At 49.0% G+C, this 22,960-nt stretch carries 17 protein-coding genes; 15 read left to right on the top strand and 2 right to left on the bottom strand.

Annotated elements, in window-relative coordinates; genetic code table 11:
* Positions 1–116 precede the first annotated feature (116 nt).
* On the bottom strand, positions 117–1,400 hold the full coding sequence (locus ACQ76X_RS26455; protein WP_438496751.1) for a PucR family transcriptional regulator: 1,284 nt from the start codon (positions 1,398–1,400) through the stop codon (positions 117–119).
* A 119-nt stretch (positions 1,401–1,519) separates the two neighbouring features.
* Between ACQ76X_RS26455 and ACQ76X_RS26450 the strand changes: the two genes are divergently transcribed.
* The 6 genes from ACQ76X_RS26450 (at position 1,520) to ACQ76X_RS26425 (ending at position 8,377) form a co-directional block, all read left to right on the top strand.
* Entirely contained in the window at positions 1,520–3,460 is a 1,941-nt protein-coding gene (locus tag ACQ76X_RS26450) for an FAD-dependent oxidoreductase (RefSeq protein WP_438496750.1), read from the top strand.
* Positions 3,461–3,481: 21 nt separating this feature from the next.
* Positions 3,482–4,306 carry an acetoacetate decarboxylase family protein gene (locus tag ACQ76X_RS26445; protein WP_083675588.1) on the top strand — a complete coding sequence of 275 codons (825 nt, stop codon included), beginning with the start codon at positions 3,482–3,484 and terminating at the stop codon, positions 4,304–4,306.
* A 55-nt stretch (positions 4,307–4,361) separates the two neighbouring features.
* Positions 4,362–5,135 carry an SDR family NAD(P)-dependent oxidoreductase gene (locus tag ACQ76X_RS26440; protein ID WP_038586158.1) on the top strand — a complete coding sequence of 258 codons (774 nt, stop codon included), beginning with the start codon at positions 4,362–4,364 and terminating at the stop codon, positions 5,133–5,135.
* Between the two features lie 170 nt (positions 5,136–5,305).
* Complete coding sequence (locus tag ACQ76X_RS26435) at positions 5,306–6,292, top strand: Gfo/Idh/MocA family protein (RefSeq protein WP_438496748.1); 987 nt, start codon at positions 5,306–5,308, stop codon at positions 6,290–6,292.
* Positions 6,293–6,333: 41 nt separating this feature from the next.
* Complete coding sequence (locus ACQ76X_RS26430; protein WP_438496747.1) at positions 6,334–7,209, top strand: radical SAM/SPASM domain-containing protein; 876 nt, start codon at positions 6,334–6,336, stop codon at positions 7,207–7,209.
* A 229-nt stretch (positions 7,210–7,438) separates the two neighbouring features.
* Positions 7,439–8,377, top strand: coding sequence for an alpha/beta fold hydrolase (locus ACQ76X_RS26425; RefSeq protein WP_438496746.1), 939 nt, complete (start codon positions 7,439–7,441; stop codon positions 8,375–8,377).
* 138 nt (positions 8,378–8,515) lie between these two features.
* Here ACQ76X_RS26425 and ACQ76X_RS26420 read toward each other — a convergent pair whose 3' ends face one another.
* The gene (locus tag ACQ76X_RS26420; protein ID WP_438496745.1) at positions 8,516–9,520 is read right to left on the bottom strand and encodes a LacI family DNA-binding transcriptional regulator; all 1,005 of its coding nucleotides are present in this window, start codon (positions 9,518–9,520) and stop codon (positions 8,516–8,518) included.
* Positions 9,521–10,005: 485 nt separating this feature from the next.
* Here ACQ76X_RS26420 and ACQ76X_RS26415 point away from each other — a divergent pair, with 485 nt between their 5' ends.
* The 9 genes from ACQ76X_RS26415 (at position 10,006) to ACQ76X_RS26375 (ending at position 22,911) form a co-directional block, all read left to right on the top strand.
* Positions 10,006–11,367 (top strand): ABC transporter substrate-binding protein, encoded by a 1,362-nt coding sequence (locus ACQ76X_RS26415; protein ID WP_438496744.1) that lies wholly within the window; start codon positions 10,006–10,008, stop codon positions 11,365–11,367.
* Between the two features lie 152 nt (positions 11,368–11,519).
* Positions 11,520–14,441, top strand: coding sequence for an extracellular solute-binding protein (locus ACQ76X_RS26410; RefSeq protein ID WP_438496787.1), 2,922 nt, complete (start codon positions 11,520–11,522; stop codon positions 14,439–14,441).
* Positions 14,442–14,495: 54 nt separating this feature from the next.
* Entirely contained in the window at positions 14,496–15,368 is an 873-nt protein-coding gene (locus ACQ76X_RS26405) for a carbohydrate ABC transporter permease (RefSeq protein WP_081966099.1), read from the top strand.
* 4 nt (positions 15,369–15,372) lie between these two features.
* Positions 15,373–16,275, top strand: coding sequence for a carbohydrate ABC transporter permease (locus ACQ76X_RS26400; protein WP_438496743.1), 903 nt, complete (start codon positions 15,373–15,375; stop codon positions 16,273–16,275).
* 13 nt (positions 16,276–16,288) lie between these two features.
* The gene (locus ACQ76X_RS26395; RefSeq protein WP_438496742.1) at positions 16,289–17,791 is read left to right on the top strand and encodes a gluconolactonase; all 1,503 of its coding nucleotides are present in this window, start codon (positions 16,289–16,291) and stop codon (positions 17,789–17,791) included.
* A complete protein-coding gene (locus ACQ76X_RS26390; protein ID WP_340894720.1) occupies positions 17,772–18,392 on the top strand; it encodes a YIP1 family protein in 621 nt (206 codons plus the stop codon). Before ACQ76X_RS26395 ends, ACQ76X_RS26390 begins: the two co-directional genes overlap by 20 nt.
* 14 nt (positions 18,393–18,406) lie before the next feature.
* A complete protein-coding gene (locus ACQ76X_RS26385; protein ID WP_438496741.1) occupies positions 18,407–20,986 on the top strand; it encodes a DUF5696 domain-containing protein in 2,580 nt (859 codons plus the stop codon).
* Positions 20,983–21,882: a carbohydrate ABC transporter permease gene (locus tag ACQ76X_RS26380; RefSeq protein ID WP_438496740.1), complete on the top strand. Its 900-nt coding sequence runs from the start codon at positions 20,983–20,985 to the stop codon at positions 21,880–21,882. The genes ACQ76X_RS26385 and ACQ76X_RS26380 overlap by 4 nt, the downstream gene beginning before the upstream one ends.
* 24 nt (positions 21,883–21,906) lie before the next feature.
* Positions 21,907–22,911, top strand: a complete 1,005-nt coding sequence (locus ACQ76X_RS26375; RefSeq protein WP_438496739.1) for a carbohydrate ABC transporter permease — start codon at positions 21,907–21,909, stop codon at positions 22,909–22,911.
* The last annotated feature ends 49 nt before the right edge of the window (positions 22,912–22,960 follow it).

Here is a 22,960-nt window from a genome sequence, read left to right as displayed (position 1 = left end):
TAAATTATCCTTCTATTTCTCGCTGAAACGGATACCGTCCTCTTGAGGACGGCGAAGCCGTTTCCACTTGGCGAAGTACACATAAGGCTGTGATCTGCTCATGCTGCGTTTTACCTTTATACGCCAAGCACCGCTGCCAACTGCTGTTCCCTGGCTTTCTCGCAGAAATCAGCAACTTTGTAGGAGACGTAATAGGCCAGCATTTTTTCCGAATCGGAGAAATCGGTATCCAGTAGTCTCGCGATATGATCCAATTTATATCTGAGTGTATTCCGGTGAACATACAGCTCGTCGGAAGCGAGCTGCATGTTCCGGTTATTTTTGAGATAAACAAAGAAGGTGTGGTACAAGGTGGACTGATGGGCGGCATCGTATTCCTGCAGCTTGAGCAGCTCCGGATGACGGTACACCTGCTCCTCGCCGGACATCACCTCGGCAGAAAGCAGCTCATAGAGCTGGACATCGGCATAGTAGGTCAACTGCTGCCCGGGGCAGAGAATCCGGCCGATGCGGATTGCGCTTAAGGCTTGCAGATAGTGCATTCTGCACTGGGTCAGACTGGAGAACATGCTGCTGAGACCTATGGTGATGCCAGTCTGGTCCAGAAATTGCTGCAGCTGCCTGCTGCGGGCAAGCTCTTTGGAGAGGTTTCCGTCATGGATCATCACGATCCGGCCCTCGTAATAGCTGCAAGGACTGCCGGGGAAAAGCTGTTGTAAACGCTCTCTTAAATAATCGTCATAACGGCCCGATCCCTCATAGCGGGTTAGATCGAACAGCAGCACAAGCAGTTGTGTGCCGAACTTTAGGCCTGCCGATAACATCCGGTCCCGGATAGTGCCGGGGTCCTGTGGCTGCTGATCCAGCAGTCCGCAGATGAAATCCTCCACCTTAATATTTTTGGCGTTGCGGTAGTAGCTGCTCTTGCCCATTTCTTCCGCAAGGATGGTGGCGGCAATCGCCAGCAGTTCGGGATCTCTAGGCCGGAAAGGGCTCTTGCAGCCGAGCAGCAGCACGTTGCCGACTTGCTTGCCGCCTACTTTTATTTTGGAGATCAGCTTGGTATTGGCAGTCTCCTCGCAGGTAACTTCATACGCAGCATCCGTTTGTTTGCCCCGCCTTACACTTTCCATCCGGTTCACAGCCGCAATGAAGTCATAAGAGCAGTAGCCCTTGCGGATATTCTCGTTCCACAGATAATCGTCGATATCTTCCTGGCCGGAGTGGGCCACAATCTTGAAGCTTGCGTCAAACACAATCACGGGATTTCCCAGCAGCCCTGCGGCTGTGTTCACAATTGACGAAAGGCCTGCGCCAGAAATGTATGCTGTGAACAAAGATGCGGTATAGTGCTCAACTTCGATTCTTTCACGCTGCAGCTCATTTAAGGTAACATCCATTGGTATCGCCCCCTTGTTATCATAGTGCAATTTGCACTATAAAGAAGTGATTTTTGGCGCTTGTAAATATATTCACAAAGTAACCGGAGCCTTACACTATAGGTGGAGGTGCTGAGCAGATGAAATATGAGAAACTGTTTGCAGCAGGAAAAATAGGACGTCTTACCCTGAAGAACCGGATTGTAATGCCGGCGATGGGCACGTCACTGGCAGCGGCCAGCGGCGAAGCCTCGGACGAAATGATTGCTTTCTATGAAGAACGTGCCGCCGGCGGCTGCGGCCTGATTATTACAGAGATTACGCGGGTGGACAACGAAACGGGTGTGGGAACCCCCAACCAGCTGAATGCAAGTGATCTGTTGTTCGTTCCGCGGCTGGAGAAGCTGGCCAGAGCCGTACACCGCCATGACAGCAAAATCTTCCTCCAGCTGCAGCATCCCGGACGGCAGAATCATGGGCGGCTGATTGGCGGCAAGCAGATTGTGGCGCCAAGCGCAGTCATGTCATCTGCCATTGGCGAAATGCCCCGGGAGCTGACTACGGAAGAGGTTGAAGGGCTGGTGCGCAAATTCGTATTCGGCGCGGTTATCGCCCAGACTGCAGGGATCGACGGTGTGGAAATCCATGGTGCCCACGGGTATCTGATCGGGCAGTTTCTAAGCCCGCTGACCAACCTGCGGACCGACAAATACGGCGGTTCACTGGAAGGCAGAATGATGTTCCTGAGTGAGATCGTTCAAGGTATCAAGCAGACCTGCGGGGCCGGATACCCGGTATCCGTACGGATCGACGGGGATGAGTTTGTGCCCGGGGGCATTACGCTGGAAGAAGCGCTGCTCACAGCGAAACATCTGGAACAGCTTGGTGTAGACTGCATAAATGTAAGCGCTGGCACCTATGAGTCGTCCAATACGATCATTGAGCCGATCTCCTATCCGCAAGGGTGGAAAAAACATCTTGCTGCAGCCATGAAGCAGGCCGTTCAAATTCCGGTAATTGCTTGTGATGTAATCCGCAAACCGGAGTTTGCCGAGAGCCTGCTCCAGGAAGGAAATACGGATTTCGTGGCGCTCGGCAGAGCCCAGCTGGCCGATCCGGAGTGGGGGAACAAGGCGGCAGAAGGCCGCGAAGCCGAGATCAGAACCTGCATTTCCTGCCTGTACTGTATCCAGGAAGTGATGGAGTGCAAGGTCATTAAGTGCGCCGTCAATGCGCGGGTAGGGCGGGAGCTTGAATTCGCCGAGCCGCCGCGGGATGGCGGCGGCAAGGTTGTGGCCGTGATCGGCGGCGGTCCGGCAGGCATGGAGGCTGCGCGGATTCTGGCGCTGCGGGAGTTCAAGCCGGTGCTGTTCGAAGCGCGGGATGTGCTGGGAGGCAGCGTGGAGCTGGGCAGCCGCCCGCCGCTTAAGGAGAAGCTGAACTGGTTCATCGACAATATGCAGCATCAGCTGGAGCAGCTGAATGTGGATGTCCGGCTTTCATCGAAGCCTACGCTGGAGCAGCTGAAGTCGCTGAATCCGTATGCGGTATTTATCGCTGCCGGGGCACAGCCGATTGTGCCTACTATTCCGGGAGTGGATAAGGCAGCGGTCTGCACGGTTGTCGACGTGTTAAGCGGAGCTGCTGTAATCAAGAACAAGCGGGCGGTAGTGATCGGCTCGGGCATGACCGGACTGGAGACGGCGGAATATCTGGCCGACCTCGGCAATCAGGTCACGGTAGTGGAAATGCAGCCGCGGGTTGGCCCGGATGCGTATCTTCCGAACCTGATTGACATTGTCACCCGGCTGAAAAAGAGCGGCGTGGAGCTGCTGGCTTCGACGAAGCTGGTAGAAGTGCGGGACGGGGCCATTGTGCTGGAGAACAGCACCACGGGTGAAACCTCAGTGAGGGAAGCAGATGCCGTAGTGCTGTCCATTGGAGTTGCACCTGAGCGTTCATTCACGGAAGAGCTCAAGCTGGCCCTGCCGAAGGTGAAGGTCATTGGCGATGCCGGCAAGCCCGGCAGAATCGGGCAGGCGATTCAGTCCGGCTTCGAGACAGCTTTTGTACTGAATTGATACTAAATAAAGGAGGATTCAATGATGGGGAGTTTTGTGAAAAGTTTTGCGGATATCAAGAAGTATGGAGGCAGACCGACTACCTTCTATGATGCAGAGATGCTTACGGTGTATTGGGAGACGAAACCGGAAATTATCGAACGCCTGCTGCCGAAGCCGCTGAAGCCTGCCAGCCGTCCGCTCGTCAATGCGTTTGTGGCCGACTATCCGGCAACGAACTTCTGCCCGCCTTACCGTGAAGCCGGATTGTTCGTGCTGGCCGACTATAACGGACAGCTGGGCAACTACTGTCTGTCCATGCCGATTACAAGCGATATCGGTATGGCGATGGGCCGCGAGGTCTGCGGCCTGCCTAAGAAGATGGCCGATATCCGTATGAACAGCTCGGAACGTACCTTCGAAGGGGCGATCAGCCGGCATGGCGTTGACTTTTTCAACATAAAGGCCACTATGGAGGACCGCTTCAATGACGGCAAGGCCGGAGGGATTCTGGAGGAGTATTACGGCAAAGACATTCCTTTATACAACATCAAGTATGCCAATGCGGTTGACGGAAGCGGCTTTGATCTGATGCCTACGCTGGTGACCCAGCGGCTGGTCAGTGACGTCAAGGTGTATAAGGCTGCCGAAGCTTCGATTACCTTCCAGGAGTCTGAGCATGATCCATGGAGCGAGCTTGAAGTCGTGAACATGCTGGGAGCGGTCTATACCGTCAGCACGAATGTGCTGGAAAAAGGCAAAGTGCTGGAACAACTCAATCCGATGGAGTTCTTGCCTTATTGCTATCTCCGCTGGGACTGGTGGGAGAACAAGCTGCAGCCGGAACATACCCCATCGTCTATATAAGTCGAGAACACGGCATTATCAGAACAGGCTTACAAAACTATTAGGAGGGTTTACGATGAACAATCTTTTTGACTTAACGGGGAAAACGGCAATCGTGTCAGGCGCATCCAGCGGGATCGGTGTGGAGTTTGCGGAAATGCTCGCGGATCAAGGGGCTGATGTGGCGATATTGGCGAGAAGATATGACAAGCTGAAGGCGGTGGCTGAGAAGATCACGGCGAAGTATCCGGAACGCCGGATTATCCCGATCGAATGTGATGTAACCAAAGAAAACCAGATTATTGCTGCGGTTCAAAAGGTGATGGCCGAGTTCGGCAAAATTGATATCCTGCTGAACAACGCCGGTATCGTCGATTCCGTGCCGATTGAAGCACTGGAGGAGGAGGCCTGGGACCGGGTGCTTGATACCGATCTGAAGGGCGTGTTCCTGATGTCCAAACATGTTATCCGCCATATGAAGGAACGGAAATACGGCCGGATTGTTAATACCGCCTCTATGCTGGGGCTTACCGCGTCGGCTTCCATCCCTACCCATTCCTATAACGCGGCTAAGGGCGGAGTGATTCACCTGACCCGGGGTGTGGCAGCAACCTATGCGAAGCACGGGATTACTGTCAATGCGATTGGACCGAGCTTGTTCAAGAGTGAAATGACGGAGAATACGCTCTTTTCGGAGCAGGCTTTGAAAATGTACAACGCCGTATGCCCGATGGGCCGTCCCGGAAATCCCGGTGAGCTGAATGGAGCTGTGCTGTATTTTGCCTCGGATGCCTGCAGCTATACTACCGGGCAAACGTTGTTCGTTGACGGAGGCTGGACGATTATATAATTTAAAAGTGTTGTGAGGAGAAGCGCCTGCATTTATGCAGGTGCTTTTTTTTACATAGTGATCCTATCAGAATTTGTCGGAAATTAGCCGTTAAAAGTGGACATGACCACCCTGACAGTGAGAAAATAGCATATAGAGCTTAGTGAGAACAAAAAAAGGACGGGATCATCATGACAATTCGATTCGGGGTCGTAGGCACCAACTGGATTACAGACCGCTTTGTTCAGGCCGGACTGGAAAATGAGGAATTTCTCCTTACAGCCGTATATTCCCGCACAGAAGAGAAGGGCCGCGCTTTTGCCGCCAAATATGCGGGAGCTGCCATTTACACCGATCTGGAGGAGATGGTCTCCAGCGGCGAAGTGGACGCCATATATATCGCCAGTCCCAATTCCATGCATGCCGAGCAGGCGCTGGTGTGCATGAACCATGGCAAGCATGTGATATGTGAGAAACCGGCCGCTTCCAACAGCGCAGAGCTGAGGGCGATGATTGAAGCAGCCAACCGCAATGATGTGCTGCTGATGGAGGCGATGAAATCAACCTTCATGCCGAATTTCGGCGTTATTAGAGACAACCTTTACAAGCTGGGTCAAGTGCGGCGGTATTTCGCCAGTTATTGTCAATATTCGTCGAGATATGACGCATACCGTCAGGGAACGGTGCTGAATGCTTTTAATCCGGAATATTCGAACGGCTCGCTTATGGATCTGGGCATTTATTGTCTGTATCCGTTGGTGGCATTGTTTGGCAAGCCCGATTCGATTAAGGCTACGGGTATTATGCTCTCTTCCGGAGTGGATGGGGAGGGGAGTATGGTTATGCGCTATGCCGATATGGATGCGGTTGTCATGCATTCCAAGATTGCCGATTCCTATTTGCCTGCCGAGATTCAGGGGGAGAACGGAACGATGGTGATCGACAAGATCAACCAGCCCTATCAGGTCAAAATTCATTACCGCGACGGTACGGTCGAGGAGCTTACGCTGCCGCAGGTATTCGAACCGATGTATTATGAGGTGCAGGAATTCATCCATCTGCTGAGGAATGGACACCGCGAGAGCAACACCAACAGCCATGCCAATTCGCTCGCGGTTGCGGAGGTAATGGAGGAAGCCAGAGCACAGATCGGCCTCCGCTACGCCTCGGATCTATAGTTGAAACGGCTGGGATTACAGAGGGAAAAGGGGAGCAGAACTTGAAGACTTTTAAAAAGGTGTACATCGAGATTACAAGCGTCTGCAACCTGGCCTGCAGCTTCTGTCCGCCCACGGAGCGGCAGAAGAATTTCATGAAGCTCGACACCTTTAATACGATTCTGGACGAGATCAAGCCGCACAGCAGTCATATCTATCTTCATGTCAAAGGCGAGCCGCTGCTGCATCCGAAGATCGGCGAGCTGCTGGACGCTGCCCACGTCAAAGGCTTCAAGGTCAACATAACGACCAACGGCACGCTGATCCATAAGGCGGGGCCGAAGATTCTCGGCAAGCCGGCGCTTAGGCAGATGAACTTCTCGCTGCACAGCTTCGACGGACATGCTGGCTCAGAGAACCGTGAGGGCTATCTCCGGGAGATCATTTCGTTCGTGCGCGAGGTTTCTGCGCAGGGTGTGATCATCTCCTTCCGGCTATGGAATTTGACGGAGGATAACCTGACCAATCTGGAACGAAGCCGCAACCGCGAGACACTGGCCTTGCTGGAGGAGGCGTTTCAGCTGGATTTCAAGATTGAGGAGAAGGTTATGCCGGGCACCGGCGTCAAAATCGCCCCGCGCATCTATCTCAACCAGGACCATGAGTTCAGATGGCCTGCCCTGCACGAGCCGGAGGACGACGGCAAAGGCTTCTGCCATGCGCTGCGCAGCCAGGCGGCGGTGCTGGTCGACGGCACGGTCGTGCCGTGCTGTCTTGATGGCGAGGGTGTCATCAACCTCGGCAACATCCATGAGAAGCCCTTCTCCGAGATTGTCGAGGGCGAGCGGGCGAACAACCTGTTCTACGGCTTCTCCCGCAGGGAAGCCGTAGAGGAGCTGTGCCGCAAATGCGGGTACCGGCAGCGGTTTGGAACCTAGCAGGCGGCGACATTTGGGTGGAAGTGAACCGGCCGGGGCACAAGCATCATTGTCACCCTGCCAATCACAACACTGGCCGGTAAGTCAGGTTCATGTAATGCCGCAGCATTTTCTTGGCTTGTTCATACTCCGTTCATATTGCCGTCATGGGGAGTACATCTTCATTGTATAAGCTTTTCTTAGCAGTTCGTTAAGGCAGCTCAATAAACCAATGAGGTCAGGTGTATGTATGAAAAAAACACTTAGGATTATACTTAAATCAATAGGCGCATTAATTATTGCAATAGGGCTGTTTTTGGCCATTGTTTTTGTAGTGAATATCATCAGCAACAAATCGGAGCAAGGAAAAATAGAACCCTATGGTCAGTTAGTGCCTGTAGACGGGAAAAATATGAATGTTCTGATTCAAGGAACAGGCGAGGAAACAGTTGTGCTGCTGCCGGGTCATGGAACGGGTGCGCCTGCACTTGATTTTAAGCCGCTGGTAGATGAGCTGTCTTCATTTTATAAAGTAGTGGTGGTTGAGCCGTTTGGTTATGGATTAAGTGATGGAACCGACAAAGAAAGAAGCACTGAGAACATTGTAAGTGAAATTCATGAAGCGTTACATCAGCTTAATATTGACCGGTACATGCTGATGGGCCATTCTATAGCGGGCATTTACGGACTGGATTATGTGAACAAGTACACAGACGAAGTGAGTGCATTTATCGGAATTGACAGCAGTGTTCCAACACAAGGCGGCATGGATGATGAATCACCCATCGGGACCTTTAAATTCCTCGATAAATCAGGTCTCATGAGATTGCTCAAGAAACTGGGCGGTGACCCCTATGCCGGACTGGCGTTTGATGATCAAATTAAGGAACAAATGAGAATGATTTCGAATAAAAACTACGCTAATGCCGCTACCATGAATGAAATGAAACATTTTCAGACCAATTTTAAAGCAGCCCAAGCTTTGTCATTCCCCAAGGATCTTCCTCTCCTTCTCTTTGTACAAGCGAATAATACAGAGGTTGAGGGCTGGCTACCGCTGCATGAAGAGCAGATCAAAAATTCTGTACATGGAAAAGTCCTGGCACTTGAAGGCGGGCATTATTTGCACCATACCAGATCCAAAGAGATCGTCCAGAATTTAAGGGAATTCATGGGGAAAGTGAAATAAAGCAAGCTATAGGCCTTTGAATATAGAAACGGCGGCAACCCCGGACGGTAAGAGAAGTCCAGGATTGCCGCTGTTTGTCGTTTGTCCGGTTAGTGAAATTCGTAAGTGAACTCACTGGTGCATTTTGGCTTATCTTCGTTAGTCCCTAATGATCACATCTGCCTGTATAAGTATTTTTTCATAACTGGTGCCTGGATTGAGGATTCTCCACAGCAGCTGATCTACAGCTCTTGTACCAAGCAGCTCCTTATTGACATTAACGGTCGCCAGGAATGGTATGGAAGGGTGTGTATTATCAAAACCGGTAAACACCAAAGTGTCGGGTATAGCCGTGCCCATAAATTCGAATGTCTCTATGGCGAACAAGGCGTAAATATCGTTTGCGCATACAAAGACCTCGGGCAGCCCGTGTTCGGTAATGGCAGCCGCGAAGGTTTCCCTGAAGTTTTCAATTTCGGGTCCGTTAAGTGAGGAGATCTGCTTAAGTTCGATATCGTTATCTTCGAGTGCTGCCCGAAAGACAAGGAATCGTTCATAAAAACTATGGGCATCACGTATGTTCCCAAGGAATTGATAGTTCCTGTAGCCCTTGTTAATGACAAAGTTCATCATTTCTTTCATGCATGACGGATTATCGGTAAAGATGGAATCGCAATGAAAGCTGGGGTCGGAGTGATCCACCATCATGATCGGAATGCCCAGACTACGAATCTCTACCAGAATAGGTGTTGAAATGGAACCTACCGTAATCACACCCATGATCGCTTCAGGGTTAAGTAGAGAGAACATAGAGTCGTCTTTAGGTTCCGTTAACGTTAATACGTTAATGCCCCTCTGATTTAATCTGGAAGAGATGCCGTTAAATACCGGTCCCCAATATAAAGAGTCCGGGTTCTGGTAGCGGATGTTTGGAAATAAAACCAGAACGGTGCCAGACCATTTGCGGGTATCCAGATCGACCAGCTCGCCTGGAGTTTGCGCAGACTTAGAGTCTTTAAAGTAACCAAGCTGTCCGGCGGCCTTGAATATCGTATCTCTCGTCTGTGAACTGACTCCGGGTTTGCCGGATAATGCCCTTGACACTGCAAATTTCGACAGCCCCGTAAAATCAGCTATGGATTGGATAGTTACTTTACGTCGCATACAAATCATCCTACTTTAATCAGATTATTTTGTAATTCCCGAAGACAATTACATTACAATTTTACATGAAGAATGAGTGACTAACACTTGTTTTTTTGAATCTGGTTATTTGCTTCCTTTGGAATGGTTTTGTTATTTTTTTTTAGAACTATATTTTTGCTTGGTGTTTTTAAAAATTGTTATTTTTGTTATGTAAAAGATAACATTATTATTTATAATGTACAAGCTAATGACTTATTTGCGATATAACTTGTCCTATTTCATGGAAAAAGTGAGATTATGGATAAAAAATGATTGACCGTTTTCTTGGGTGGTGGTAATATTTGTTATGTTAAGAAAAACAAAATACAATAACAAATAAAGGTGGTGTTCCAAACAAACGAAGGAAATTGTGCTTCTGTTATTTTTTTATGCAGTCGTGTAAGCGCTTTATCCAGAAGGGGACAGCACTAGCGTATTCATATCATTAACGGGAGGTTTGACGAATGAGAAAGATAAAGGGGTATTCAGTTTTATTATTATGTTTTGTTTTTTTACTTACAGCCTGCAGTGGCGGAAACAATGCTGCCAACAATACAAAAGCAAATGCGACTACTGAGCCTGCTGCTACAGAAGCGGCGGTAGAAGCAACAGCAGAAGCAACGGCAGCACCGGTTGACATGGGCGGACGTGTAATTAAGGTAGCGGCTTGGTGGGATCTGAAGCCTGCGGGCAATTCAGCCTCCGAGAAGGAACGGCTTGCTAAAATTGCTGAAGTAGAGAAAAAGTATAACTGCAAGTTCGAATTTGTAAACGTTCCCTTCCAAGAGTTCATGCCTAAATTCACGGCTACCGCACTTACGGGTGAACCCTTTGCCGATATCGTCATTATGGAGTACAACTCCGCATGGCCTGCAATCCTCAAGGGACAACTGCTGAAAGTTAGCGAATATACTACAGCCGCTTCCAATATCAACAATGAAGCTAATCTATTGGTTAAGGCACCTCAAATCGCAAACGAGGACTATGCCTTCGCTGAACCCGGCGTCGGTGGTGCGGGCATCCATTACAACCGCGATTTGTTCAAAAAACTGGGGCTTCCCGATTTGCAGGAGCTTTATGCCAGTGGACAATGGAATTGGGATAAATTCATCGAAGTCGCCAAACAAGCCACTAAGGATACGAATAATGACGGTAAAATCGACACTTATGGATTCTCGGGCTGGGCTATCGATATCCTGCGTAACTTCTCCGCAGCTAACGGTGGGAAGATTGTGGATGAAGCCACAGGTACACAAGGTCTGACTGATCCCAAAGTCATTGAAACCGCTGAATTTATAAACCGTTTGTACAACGTTGAAAACGTTGTCAAAGTCAAAGGCTCAGACAAAGTTGGCTATGACGAATTCAATACCTTCAAAGATGGCGATGTAGCGATGTTCCCGGCTCCGATTTGGAATTTGGGAGATTTGACTTTCGACTTCGGTGTTGTTCCGTTCCCGAATGGACCCTCAGGATCTCCTGAACTTACCTATGCTGATAACGGCAAAAATGCATTTTTCATTCCTAAAGGTGTAAAAGATCCACAGGCTGTCTACCAGGCTTTCGAAGATACCTATGATATTACTCAAACTGGAGATTTCCCGAGCCAAGAGTGGCTTGAAAGCATCTACACTCATGAAGAAGATGTAGCTATGATGCATGAGCATATCAACAACACAGGCCAGATTCTTTTGGAAACCGCTTACCCGGAATTCCCGACCACCAATTTCATGAAGGACATTATTGTAAACAATCAATCGGTTACAGCAACAGCCGAGAAATATAAGCCAGAGGCGGAGGCTTCCATTGCCAAGCTAGGCAAGTAACAGAAGCGGTTCGTATCGTCATAAGAACAGGGGGATGTCTTGGCGACTCCCCCTGTTGTATGAATATAAGATTTCACCACAGCACGTAAGCTCTCCCGTAAAAGGGGGATAACCGCTTGCGCTTGTAAGGAGGACTTCTGGTGATAAGTAAAATGCGTCAATCCAAAATAGCCAAGAATATAACGCTTGCTGCAATGGCATTGTTGATCACGCTTCCGGCAGGCTTAAATGTACAGGTAGATGCAAGTGCGCAAGCAACGTCCGCAGTGGAGCAAGTCCCCAATGAAACAACGGCTACAGTGGAGACAGCGGCTTTTAATGAGCATAAATACGTATCCTATTTAACCGAACATGAGGGGGCTTCCAGACCTGATCAAGAAATTGTACTGGAGGCAGCTAATTATAGTCATGTTGAGGGCAGTGGCTTCGAGAAGCTGCCGGATTACGAAGGCATGGCAGGCCAATCTCTATTAACGGGGGAATCCGGCAGGGTCGAATGGAATGTTCAAGTCGCGGAAGAGGGCTTCTACAATTTATCCATGCTGTATTATCCCGTTGAAGGGAAAAGCTCAGCGATTGAGCGCGCCTTATATATTGACGGTAAGCTCCCTTTTCGGGAAGCAGCTTTCTTGCAGTTTGACCGTATTTGGGTTGACCAATTGGATCAGCTGGTTCAGGACAATCAGGGCAATGATCTGAGGCCTAGACAGATTGAGAAACCGGGCTGGAGCGAGAAAGCGTTCCAAGACTCTAACGGTTATGAGAATGAGCCCTTTTTATTTTATTTCTCTAAAGGCTCACACACGTTAACTTTGGAATCTTCCAGAGAACCAGTCGTTCTTAAGCAGTTGAAGCTGTTTAAGCAAGCGGAGCCGCTGCCTTATAAGGAAGTAAAGAAGCAATTGGATGCCGATGGTGTTCAGGCCTCCGGCGGTCAGCTCCTGAGGATCGAGGGAGAGGATGCGGCTGCCAAATCATCGCCGACCTTGTACCCGCTTAGCGAGCGTTCCAGTGCCGCGGTTCATCCTTACAGTTCTTCCAAGATCAAGATCAATACCATAGGCGGGCTGAATTGGCGAATACCCGGCCAGTGGATTGAATGGGAAATTGATGTCCCTGAGACCGGATTATATAAAATGGCCTTTAAGACACAGCAGAATTATGTCAGGGGGATTTATTCCACCCGGAAGCTGACCATAGACGGAGTAGTGCCGTTTGAGGAAATGGCAAAGGTTCCTTTTCGATATAAAAGCTCCTACCGGTTGGACATTATGGGTGGGGACGAACCCTATTTATACAAGCTGGAAAAGGGCAAACATGTTGTGAGGCTTGAGGTAAGCCTTGGCGAGTTCGCCCCTTTAATTCGCGAGGTAGAGGACAGCCTGTACAATCTCAATTCCATGTACCGCAAGATCCTGATGATTACGGGAACCAAGCCGGATGAATACCGCGATTACCAGCTGGATAAAAAAGTGCCTGACATGCTTGAGGTGTTTGGTGCCGAACGGGACCGATTAACGGGGATTGCCAAGCAATTGGTCCAGTTGTCAGGACAATCGAGTGACCAGGAAGCGCTGCTCAAAACAATGGCACAGCAGTTGGGCGAATTAATTGATGATCCGGATACCATTCCAAGAAGACTGGCCGCATATAAGACGAATACCGGAGGACTTGGAACATGGGTACAGACAGCAAGAGAGCAGCCGCTTGAAGTAGATGCGCTTTACTTAGCTTCTCCCGATAAAAAGTTTCCCAAGAAAGGGATGGGTTTTGGCTCGAAGTTTAAGCATGAGACCGCTACCTTCTTCGCTTCCTTCTTTACCGATTACAACCAAATCGGAAATGTGTCGGAAGAGGATGACCAGAAATCAGTAACCGTCTGGATCGGGAGCGGACGGGATCAGGCGAATACGATGAAGGCCATGATTGATGAGACATTCACATCCGCCACGGGCATTAATGTCAACCTGAAGCTCGTCAACATGACGACATTGCTTCCGGCTACCTTAGCCGGGCAAGGACCCGATGTAGCGATGCAGATCGGCAATGATCTGCCTGTCAACTTTGCGATGCGTAATGCGGCGGCGGATCTGACACAGTTTGCAGACTTTGATGAAGTGAGCAGCCGTTTCCGGGAAAGCGCAGTTGTACCTTACAGATATGACAGCGGAGTGTATGCCTTACCTGAGACTCAGACCTTTAATATGCTCTTCTACCGGAAAGACATTTTGGAGGAGCTTCATCTGCAAGTGCCTCAGACTTGGGATGAGGTATCCACGTTACTTGCTGTGCTCAGTAAGAACCATATGCAGTTTGGACTGCCGGTTGTGGTTCAATCCGCAGTCCAAGGACAGAACATCCCGCCTAACTCGATGTACGCCGCTCTCTTATTTCAGAATGGCGGACAATTTTACCGGGATGGCGGACAGGAGTCAGATCTCGATTCGCGGACCGGGATGGAAACGTTCAAGCAATGGACGGAGTTTTACACCGATTACAAGCTTGAACGTGAATATGACTTTGCCAATCGGTTCCGCACAGGAGAAATGCCTTTTGGCATAGCCGATTACACACTGTATAACCAGCTTTCTGTATTTGCTCCGGAGATTCGGGGGATGTGGGGCTTCGTGCCGATCCCGGGAACCGTGCAAAAGGATGGCACCTTGGACCGTACGGTATCCAGCGGCGGAAGTGCTGTCGTGATGATGGATAAGGCCAAAGATAAAGAGGCGTCTTGGGAATTTATGAAATGGTGGACGAGTGAAGAGACGCAAACGGTGTTCGGACGTGAGATGGAAGGGTTGATGGGGGCGGCAGCCCGTTATCCGACCGCTAACATCAAAGCGTTGGACAGCTTGCCTTGGCCCGTTGCCGATTATGAAAATTTGAAAGCCCAGTTCGAGTGGGCCGAAGGTGTTCCTGAAGTTCCGGGCGGGTATTTCACGGGCAGACATTTATTCAACGCTTTCTACAAAACGGTAGTCGGCGGCGTGGAAGCACGGGAATCCATTATGGACTATGTCCAATATATTCAGGACGAAATCACCACCAAACGGAAAGAGTTTGGTCTATAGCGGTAAGGAGGAGGGTCAAGCGTGCAAAATTGGTGGAGCCTGAAGTGGCGGGAAATGAGAGCCAATAAGCATTCGTATATTTTGATGGCACCGTATATGATATTGTTCGCCGTATTTACGGTCTTGCCTGTCTTGGTCTCGATCGTGCTTAGCTTCACGTACTTCAATATGTTGGAGTTTCCGAAGTTTATAGGCTGGCAGAACTATACCCGCTTATTTCTGGAAGATGATGTCTTTCTGATTGCCCTCAAAAACACACTGTTATTCGCAGTGATCACAGGGCCGATTAGTTATATCGCCTGTTTTGTTTTTGCCTGGATCATTAATGAGCTGTCTCCAAAGCTTAGAGCTGTAATGACGCTCGTCTTTTATGCGCCTTCCATTTCGGGAAATGTCTATTTCATTTGGCTCATGATCTTCTCCGGGGACCGGTATGGAATCATGAACGGATTGTTACTGAAGTTTGGCTTTATCCTGGAGCCGATCCAATGGCTCAAAACGGAAGGCTACATTATGCCTATCATCATCCTTGTTCAATTATGGCTCAGTCTCGGAACAGGGTTCCTCACGTTCATTGCAGGCCTGCAGACCGTTGATGGAACGTTATATGAAGCGGGAGCTGTGGACGGGATCAAAAATCGCTGGCAGGAGCTGTGGTACATCACCTTGCCTTCCATGCGCCCGCAATTGATGTTCGGTGCCGTTATCCAGATAACGACTGCGTTTGCCGTAGCTGATGTTTCGATTGCGCTGGCAGGGTTCCCGAGCGTGAACTATGCAGCGGAAACTATCGTCACACATTTGATTGATTTTGGCACAACCCGATTTGAAATGGGCTACGCTTCAGCTATTGCTACCGTGTTGTTCTTGATCATGGTTGGATCGAACCTAATTGTTCAGAAACTGCTTAGAAAGGTGGGTGAATAGAGGCATGAATATCCCCTTTCAAATGAATGCAAAACAACGGTTAAGCCGGTCGATCCGAATGCCGAAAAAGCGGGTGAACCGTTCAGCATGGGGCACTTTATCTTTATTCGCCCTGCTCACCGTATTTGGAGCATTTATGATTCTACCGCTTGTCTACGCTATTAATAATGCGTTCAAGCCGCTGGATGAAATCTTTATCTTCCCGCCGACGTTATTTGTCCGCCATCCTACGTTGAACAACTTTATAGATCTGTTTAACCTGCTCGGAAATTCCTGGGTTCCGTTCTCGCGGTATATTTTCAATACGGTGTTTATTACCGGCACGGGTATTGTCGGTCACGTATTGCTGGCCTCGGCAGCGGCGTACCCTCTCGCTAAACATCATTTTCCCGGCAAAAAGATATTGTTCAGCATCGTTGTCTTGTCGCTTATGTTTACCCCGGCTGTAACCGCCATGCCAAACTATATGATCATGTCCTGGCTCGGGTTGATTGATACTTACTGGGCAGTCATTATCCCGGCGTTTGCTTATTCACTGGGTTTGTATTTAATGAAGCAATTTATGGAACAGATTCCGGATGTGCTGCTGGAAGCCGCTAAGATAGACGGGGCAAGCGAATACCGCATTTTTTGGTCCATCGTCATGCCTAACGTAAAGCCGGCTTGGCTAACGCTCATCATTCTATTATTCCAGATTCTGTGGGGCAGTGATGGGAACGGGTTCATTTACAGTGAACAGCTGAAGTCGCTTCACTTTGCGGCGGGCCAAGTGGTGGCCGGGGGGATTGCCCGTTCCGGTGCGGCGGCCGCGGTAGCTCTCATTTTAATGAGCGTACCCATTACGCTGTTTGTTTTTTCGCAGAGCCGAATTATAGAGACGATGGCTACTTCGGGAATGAAGGACTAAGGGGGGAAGACAGTTGATAGCAAAAAAATGGCTGCCCGCGGTTATGGCAGCATCCCTGCTGTTATGTTATGCAGCGCCGGCGTCTGCTGAATCTACGCCCTATGAGAGCTACAACTATAATTACTGGGAAGAAGCGGTACCTGCTCCTGCTGCTTATGTACCTGACCGTACCCTATCCGGAAAGGATCTCGGGGTGGGCGATTTTCTGGATCCCGGCGATATGGTCGTTGCGGCAAACGGACTGATCTATATTGCTGATAGTGGGAACGGACGGATTATTTGTCTGGATAGCGACTGGAAGGTCAATAAGGTCATTAGCGGCTTCGATAACAAGGGTAAAGCGGAAAAATTCAAGAATCCAAGCGGATTATATGTTAATCAGGAAGGCAATCTGTTTATTGCCGATACGGATAACGGGCGCATTGTTGTTCTGTCCCCGGGCGGGGACTTGCTACGAATGATAGAGCAGCCGAAGTCCGATATTTTACCGGCTGACTTCAAGTTTATTCCTGTTAAAGTGACCGTAGACCAGGCGGAACGTGTCTACGTCATCGCTAAAGGGATATTCGAAGGGATTATGCAGTTTGATAAAAACGGCGACTTTATCGGTTATGTCGGTACGAACAAGGTGAAGCGTGACTATACCGAATATTTATGGCGGTTACTCTCCACCAAGGCGCAGAAAGCGCAGATGGCATTGTTTGTGCCTACAGAGTTTTCCAATATTGATGTTGATTCTAAAGGGTTTCTGTATGCCACGAATATTGATCCAGGCTCGAAGGAACCGATAAAACGTCTGAATCCATCCGGTGAGGATGTGCTGAAGCGATTCGGATACTTTGATGTTAAAGGTGATATCAGGTTCCGCACCTCTATAGGACCTTCTAAGTTCACGGATATTAAAGTTCTTGCCAACGGGATGTACAGTGCTCTTGATGCTAACCAGGGCAAAGTGTTCACGTACAACGATGAAGGTGACCTTCTCTATGTGTACGGCGGTAAAGGCAACCAGGTCGGAACCTTCAAAATACCGGCAGCCATAGAATTCTCTGGCGGGAACCAGCTCGTACTTGACCGCGGCAAAGGAAACATAGTCATCTTCAAGCCAACCCGGTTTGGCACAAGCGTCAATCAAGCGGTAGGGTTTCACTATAATGGCGAGGATGCCCGGGCTGTCCCGGTGTGGAAGGAAGTTCTGAAGCTGAATTCCAACTATGATATCGCTTATATCGGCATTGGCAAATCCTTGCTGATGGACAAAAGCAATAAAGAGGCGCTGAAATATTTCAAGCTCGGAATGGACCGCGACGGTTATTCTGTGGCCTTCAAACGGTACCGCAGGGAAGTCATGCAGGAGCACTTCGGAACATTTCTTACCGTGATAATGATCCTGGTGTCAGGATGGCTTGCTTTCAAGCTCTTTCGCTTCTGGAGAAGAAAGTGGCTGTCAGGAAGATCCCGGCAGACTTCGCAAAACCTTAAGGAGGGTAAAGCCCATGAGGCAGGATTTCATTAAATTCCCGCTGCACCTCATTGTGCATCCGTTTGATAGCTTTTGGGATATGAAGTATGAAGGAAAAGGTAAAATCCGGGTAACGTTGACGATTTTACTGCTTGTAGTTATTTCGATGATTTTAAAAAATCAGTTTGCAGGATTCCTTGTCAATTATAATGATCCGCGTCATCTGAATAGTATCATACAATTATTAACGATTGTATTTCCCTTCTTTCTGTGGTGCTTATCAAACTGGGCGATCACAACTTTAATGGATGGGGAAGGGAAATTCAAAGAAATTATGATGGCCACAGGTTATGCGCTTGTTCCCATCGTGATCATTTATACGCCGATGATTATTGCAAGCCGGTTTATGGCGGAGGAAGAAACGGCCTTTTATTATTTGATGATGTCGATCTCCTCCATATGGTTTGTAGCTCTTTTATTCGTTGGTATTATGACCGTCCATCAATATACCGTGCTCAAAACAGTGGTAACGATGCTGCTCACGGTTGTTGTCATGGGAATTGTCATATTTCTGGGGACGCTCGTATTAAGTATGCTCCAGCAAATCATCGAGTTCTTCGTTAACATTTATCGGGAATTAACTTTCCGTACGTAAAGGAGGCCGCACCTGTGAAAAATCGTAAAATGCTGGTTGCGGTACTCGCCTGTGCCGCAGCTATTCTAATCCTTGCCGGTTCTGCCCTGTTCTTCACATCCCGCGGAGTAAAGGCTGTTGAAGCCTCCTCCTATATGGAAGTAACTGCTGAACTGGAAGCCGGAAGCGAGCTAACTGCACTGCCTGATTCGTCCAAGGGTGTACCGGGAATGCAACTGGTAGCCGACGATACGGAACTGTCTTTATACTACAATCCTGAAACCACGGAAGTAGCAGTTAAGGATAAACGCCAAGGTCATATCTGGTACAGCAATCCTGTCAACCGCGAAGAGGATGCTCTGGCTTCGGGGTTCGAGAAAGAGCTGCTGTCATCGCAGTTAACAGTGCTATTCCGTGACGCTGTAGGCACACTGGAATCCTATACCAACTTCGCCCAGAGCATCAGCAGCAAACAGTTTACTGCCGAAAGCATTAAGAACGGACTTCGTATTGTGTATACGATTGGAGATACGTCGATCGGAATCGACGCACTGCCTAAGTATATAAGCAAGACGAGAATGGAAGAAAAGGTTCTGTCCAAGCTCGATAAGCCCACGGCAAAATACGTAGGGCTTCGCTACTACCCGAAAGAGGGCGACCCGGAGGTGCTGGAGCGCATAGATGCACAAGTCTCCAAACCGCTGGTGCTGAGCAAAATGACAGCGGCCTTTACCAAGTCCGGTTATTCTGCAGAAGATCTGGCTTTCGATAATCAGGAGAATGGAGCGGGGGACGGGGCCGGAACGACCAAGCCGAATTTTGTTGTTCCGCTGGAATACCGGTTAGACGGGGGATCTCTGGTTGTATCCGTCCCTGTGAACCAAGTCAAGGAAAGCGGGGACTATCAGATTCGCAGCCTTGAGGTGCTCAATATGTTCGGTGCTGCCGATCAGCAGACCGATGGCTATATGCTCGTTCCTGACGGTTCCGGCAGCCTGATCCATTTGAATAATGGAAAAGTGAAGGAAGAGCAGTATGTACAGCGTGTGTATGGCCCCGACCCGAATGATAACAGCTATAGACGCGGGCAAGTCAGTGAGAATGCCAGAATGCCGGTGTTTGGATTAAAGGCTGGTGATGCCGCCTGGTTCGCCGTGATCGAAAAAGGAGATGCCATAGCCAGCATAGCTGCCGATATCAGCGGCAAGAAGAACTCGTACAATTTCATTCACAGCAGCTACACCTTGCGGGGTGAGGATGAGCTTGAGCTGTACACCGGATCTACCATTCAGGAAATACAGCTCCTGAATGAGGAAATTTACAAAGGCGATATTCAAGTTCGCTACAGCTTCCTGAACAATGACGAGGCCAGCTATTCAGGAATGGCTGAGCTGTACCGGAATAAGCTGGTGACGGAGAAATCACTGCAGTCTTTAGAGGAGGGACAGGGCATTCCTTTTTATCTGGATATGCTGGGGGCTGTCGACAAACAAAAGTCATTTCTTGGCGTACCTTACCGGTCCGAGGTGGCAATGACCTCCTTTGAGCAGGCCGCGCAGATTGCCAATCAATTGAAGCAGGACGGCATTGACCGGCTGCTTATGCGCTATACAGGCTGGTCTTCCAAAGGCATAAACCATGCTACACCCAATAAGCTGAAGATTGAAGGTGTGCTGGGAAGCAAATCGGATCTCCTTGCATTAACGGAAAAGTTGGAGCAATCAGGCGGGACGTTATTCCCAGATGTGGCCTTTCAGCAGATTTACCATAATGATAGCAGCTTTACGCCTTCCTCCGACGCATCCAGATTCGTCACAAGGGAAGAGGCAGAGCTCTATCCATACAATCGGGCATACAACGGAATGGATATGACGCTCGGAAGCTACTATTTATTGTCCCCTGCCAAGCTGCCTTATTACGTTGACGAGTTTATGAACAAGTATAAATCCTTTGAGATGAGAGGCGTATCTCTGCGGGATCTCGGCAATGTACTCAGCTCGGATTTTCGGGTTAGCCGTGTCATACAGCGGGAAACAGCCAAACAAATCGTGGAAGAGCAGCTCAGTAAACTCGACCAGAACATCGATCAAACCATGATCACAGGGGGGAATGCCTACGCATGGCCTTACTCCGATCATCTGATCCATGTACCGACATCCTCCAGCGGATTCTTGCTGACCGATGAAGAGATCCCTTTCTATGAAATGGTTGTTCATGGCTTTATCAACTATGCAGGGACTCCGGTTAATCTGAGTGATGAGCAGGATCTCAAGCAGCAGATGCTTCGCTCCATTGAGCTGGGTGCAGCACCCTATTTCTCGTGGTCCTATGAACCCTCCTCCAAGCTGAAGTTCACTCATTTTGACAGCAAGCATGCAACCTATTACAAAGATTGGTACGATCAGGCGGTTTCGATGTACAAGGAAGTCAATAAAGTACTCTCCCCCGTACAGAATGCGCAAATCGTGAACCATATACGCCATCAGGAGGGTGTTGTGGAGGTGCAGTACAGTAATGGGATTTCGATTTATGTGAATCACACAGATAAGGATGTCACCGTCCATGGGTTCGCAATCGGAGCCGGACAATATGGGATAGAAGGTGAGCAGTCATGAGAGGAAGTAAGCTCAGCTTAAATCACAAGCGCTCTTTTCTGGGAATAGCCTTTATTGCGCCATGGCTGCTTGGGTTCGTGTTCATGTTCGCGACTCCGCTCATTCAGTCCATCAAATTCAGCTTCAGTAAATTAACTGTAGATCCATCAGGCTTCTCATTAGATTGGGTAGGCTGGTCCAACTTCAACAATGCTTTGTTCGTAGATCCAACCTTTAACCGGGTATTAACCGAGTCTGTCAGGGATATGGTGCTTAACGTTCCGATGATCCTGTTCTTTAGCCTCTTCTCGGCAATGCTGCTGAATCAGAAGTTTCGGGGGAGAATTCTGGCCCGGGCCATATTTTTTCTGCCGGTCATTCTGGCCTCCAACGCGATATCGGCGGCAGAAGCGTCCGGACTGATCAATCTGGTTGGTGATGCTACGGCTGTCAACGAATTGGGCCAATCGGGCTCACAGTACAATGTCATGTCGATGGTTATGATTCTGCGTGATATCGGGTTGCCGCTGTCATTCGTGGATTATATTGTAGACGCGATCCTGCGGATCTATGAGATTATTACGAGTTCGGGCGTGCAAATTCTGATCTTTCTGGCCGCGCTGCAGTCTGTTCCCGGGGCGATGTATGAGGTGGCGAAGATTGAAGGGGCAACCGCCTATGAATCCTTTTGGAAAATCACATTCCCGTTAGTGAGCCCGCTCATCTTGACCAACGTTATTTATACCATTATCGACTCCTTCTCGGGTAGCAGCGTTACCCAAATGATATTCTCAACCGCATTCACCACACAAAACTTCGGTCTCAGTGCGGCGATGTCCTGGATCTATACGCTGATTATCAGCATTATCTTGATTATCGTTGGTTACGTACTGTCTAAAAGAGTGCATTACAACTGATTAATAGCAAAGGAGGGTACGGCTATGCAATCTCCTCAACCCATTCACAGAGAAGCAAATCACTATAGAGTTCAGAAGGTCAGAGGTAAGGCAGTTGATATTTTGTATGCTTTGTTCCGGTACGCGCTAGTCATTGGGATTTCATTTATTATTATTTACCCGCTGCTTATGAAATTCTCCATCGCCTTCAAGGATAAAGCAGATATTTATAACCCGACGATTTATATGATACCGGTCCACTTTACGCTGGATAACATCAAGATGGCGATGCGGATTCTGGATTATTTTCCGCTGCTGGGGAATACCTTGCTCTTCGTCGTAGTGACAACGCTGCTGACTACTGCTTCCTGCGCCTTGGCGGGTTATGGCTTTGCCCGGTTCAACTTTCCGGGAAGCAACATCCTGTTTGCACTTGTCATTCTAACCTTGCTTGTACCTACCAGCACGCTGATGGTGCCTATGTACCTGCATTTCAGAAGCTTTGATATTCTGGGGATTATTCATCTGATCACAGGCAAAGAAGGCATCAACCTGCTCAATACGTATTGGCCTTCCATTATTACATCGGCGACAGCGATCGGATTAAAAGCAGGCTTGTTCATCTATATTTTCCGCCAATTCTTCAAAGGGATGCCGAAAGAAATTGAGGAAGCCGCTTTGATTGACGGTGCGGGAGGCGTTAAAACATTCCTGCGGATCATGCTGCCTAATGCAGTCTCCCCGATGATCACAGTCATTTTGTTCTGCTTTGTCTGGCAGTATAACGATACCTACTTTACCTCGCTCTTCATGAGTGAAGTGGCGCTTATGCCTACGAAGATCAGCTCGCTGGCGGCTCAGGCCAATGCCTTGCTTCCGGGGTTACTTGGGATAGGTGCAGGCGGGTCTAGTATTAAGGCAGATCCAAACCATGTGGCCATGATTATTGATACCGGCATCTTGCTGGCCATTATCCCGCTGATCTTGCTGTATATGGTGGTGCAGCGTTATTTCGTAGAGAGCGTTGAGCGCAGCGGTATTATTGGTTAACAAGAATCTATATTACAGTGGACCTTAATGCAGCATTTTAGGAGGGAAC

The organism is Paenibacillus sp. IHBB 3054 (assembly GCF_051594305.1).
Classification (GTDB): Bacteria; Bacillota; Bacilli; order Paenibacillales; family Paenibacillaceae; genus Paenibacillus_AQ.
Note: the sequence above shows the minus strand (reverse complement) of the source record. Positions and strands in the feature narration are given on the sequence as shown.

What these genes read in the sequence shown, in the direction of transcription:
- ACQ76X_RS26455 (WP_438496751.1), bottom strand. Translation starts at nt 1,400, where the DNA reads ATGGATGTTACCTTAAATGAGCTGCAGCGTGAAAGAATCGAAGTTGAG.
- ACQ76X_RS26450 (WP_438496750.1), top strand. Translation starts at nt 1,520, where the DNA reads ATGAAATATGAGAAACTGTTTGCAGCAGGAAAAATAGGACGTCTTACC.
- ACQ76X_RS26445 (WP_083675588.1), top strand. Translation starts at nt 3,482, where the DNA reads ATGATGGGGAGTTTTGTGAAAAGTTTTGCGGATATCAAGAAGTATGGA.
- ACQ76X_RS26440 (WP_038586158.1), top strand. Translation starts at nt 4,362, where the DNA reads ATGAACAATCTTTTTGACTTAACGGGGAAAACGGCAATCGTGTCAGGC.
- ACQ76X_RS26435 (WP_438496748.1), top strand. Translation starts at nt 5,306, where the DNA reads ATGACAATTCGATTCGGGGTCGTAGGCACCAACTGGATTACAGACCGC.
- ACQ76X_RS26425 (WP_438496746.1), top strand. Translation starts at nt 7,439, where the DNA reads ATGAAAAAAACACTTAGGATTATACTTAAATCAATAGGCGCATTAATT.
- ACQ76X_RS26420 (WP_438496745.1), bottom strand. Translation starts at nt 9,520, where the DNA reads ATGCGACGTAAAGTAACTATCCAATCCATAGCTGATTTTACGGGGCTG.
- ACQ76X_RS26415 (WP_438496744.1), top strand. Translation starts at nt 10,006, where the DNA reads ATGAGAAAGATAAAGGGGTATTCAGTTTTATTATTATGTTTTGTTTTT.
- ACQ76X_RS26410 (WP_438496787.1), top strand. Translation starts at nt 11,520, where the DNA reads ATGCGTCAATCCAAAATAGCCAAGAATATAACGCTTGCTGCAATGGCA.
- ACQ76X_RS26405 (WP_081966099.1), top strand. Translation starts at nt 14,496, where the DNA reads ATGAGAGCCAATAAGCATTCGTATATTTTGATGGCACCGTATATGATA.
- ACQ76X_RS26400 (WP_438496743.1), top strand. Translation starts at nt 15,373, where the DNA reads ATGAATATCCCCTTTCAAATGAATGCAAAACAACGGTTAAGCCGGTCG.
- ACQ76X_RS26390 (WP_340894720.1), top strand. Translation starts at nt 17,772, where the DNA reads ATGAGGCAGGATTTCATTAAATTCCCGCTGCACCTCATTGTGCATCCG.
- ACQ76X_RS26380 (WP_438496740.1), top strand. Translation starts at nt 20,983, where the DNA reads ATGAGAGGAAGTAAGCTCAGCTTAAATCACAAGCGCTCTTTTCTGGGA.
- ACQ76X_RS26375 (WP_438496739.1), top strand. Translation starts at nt 21,907, where the DNA reads ATGCAATCTCCTCAACCCATTCACAGAGAAGCAAATCACTATAGAGTT.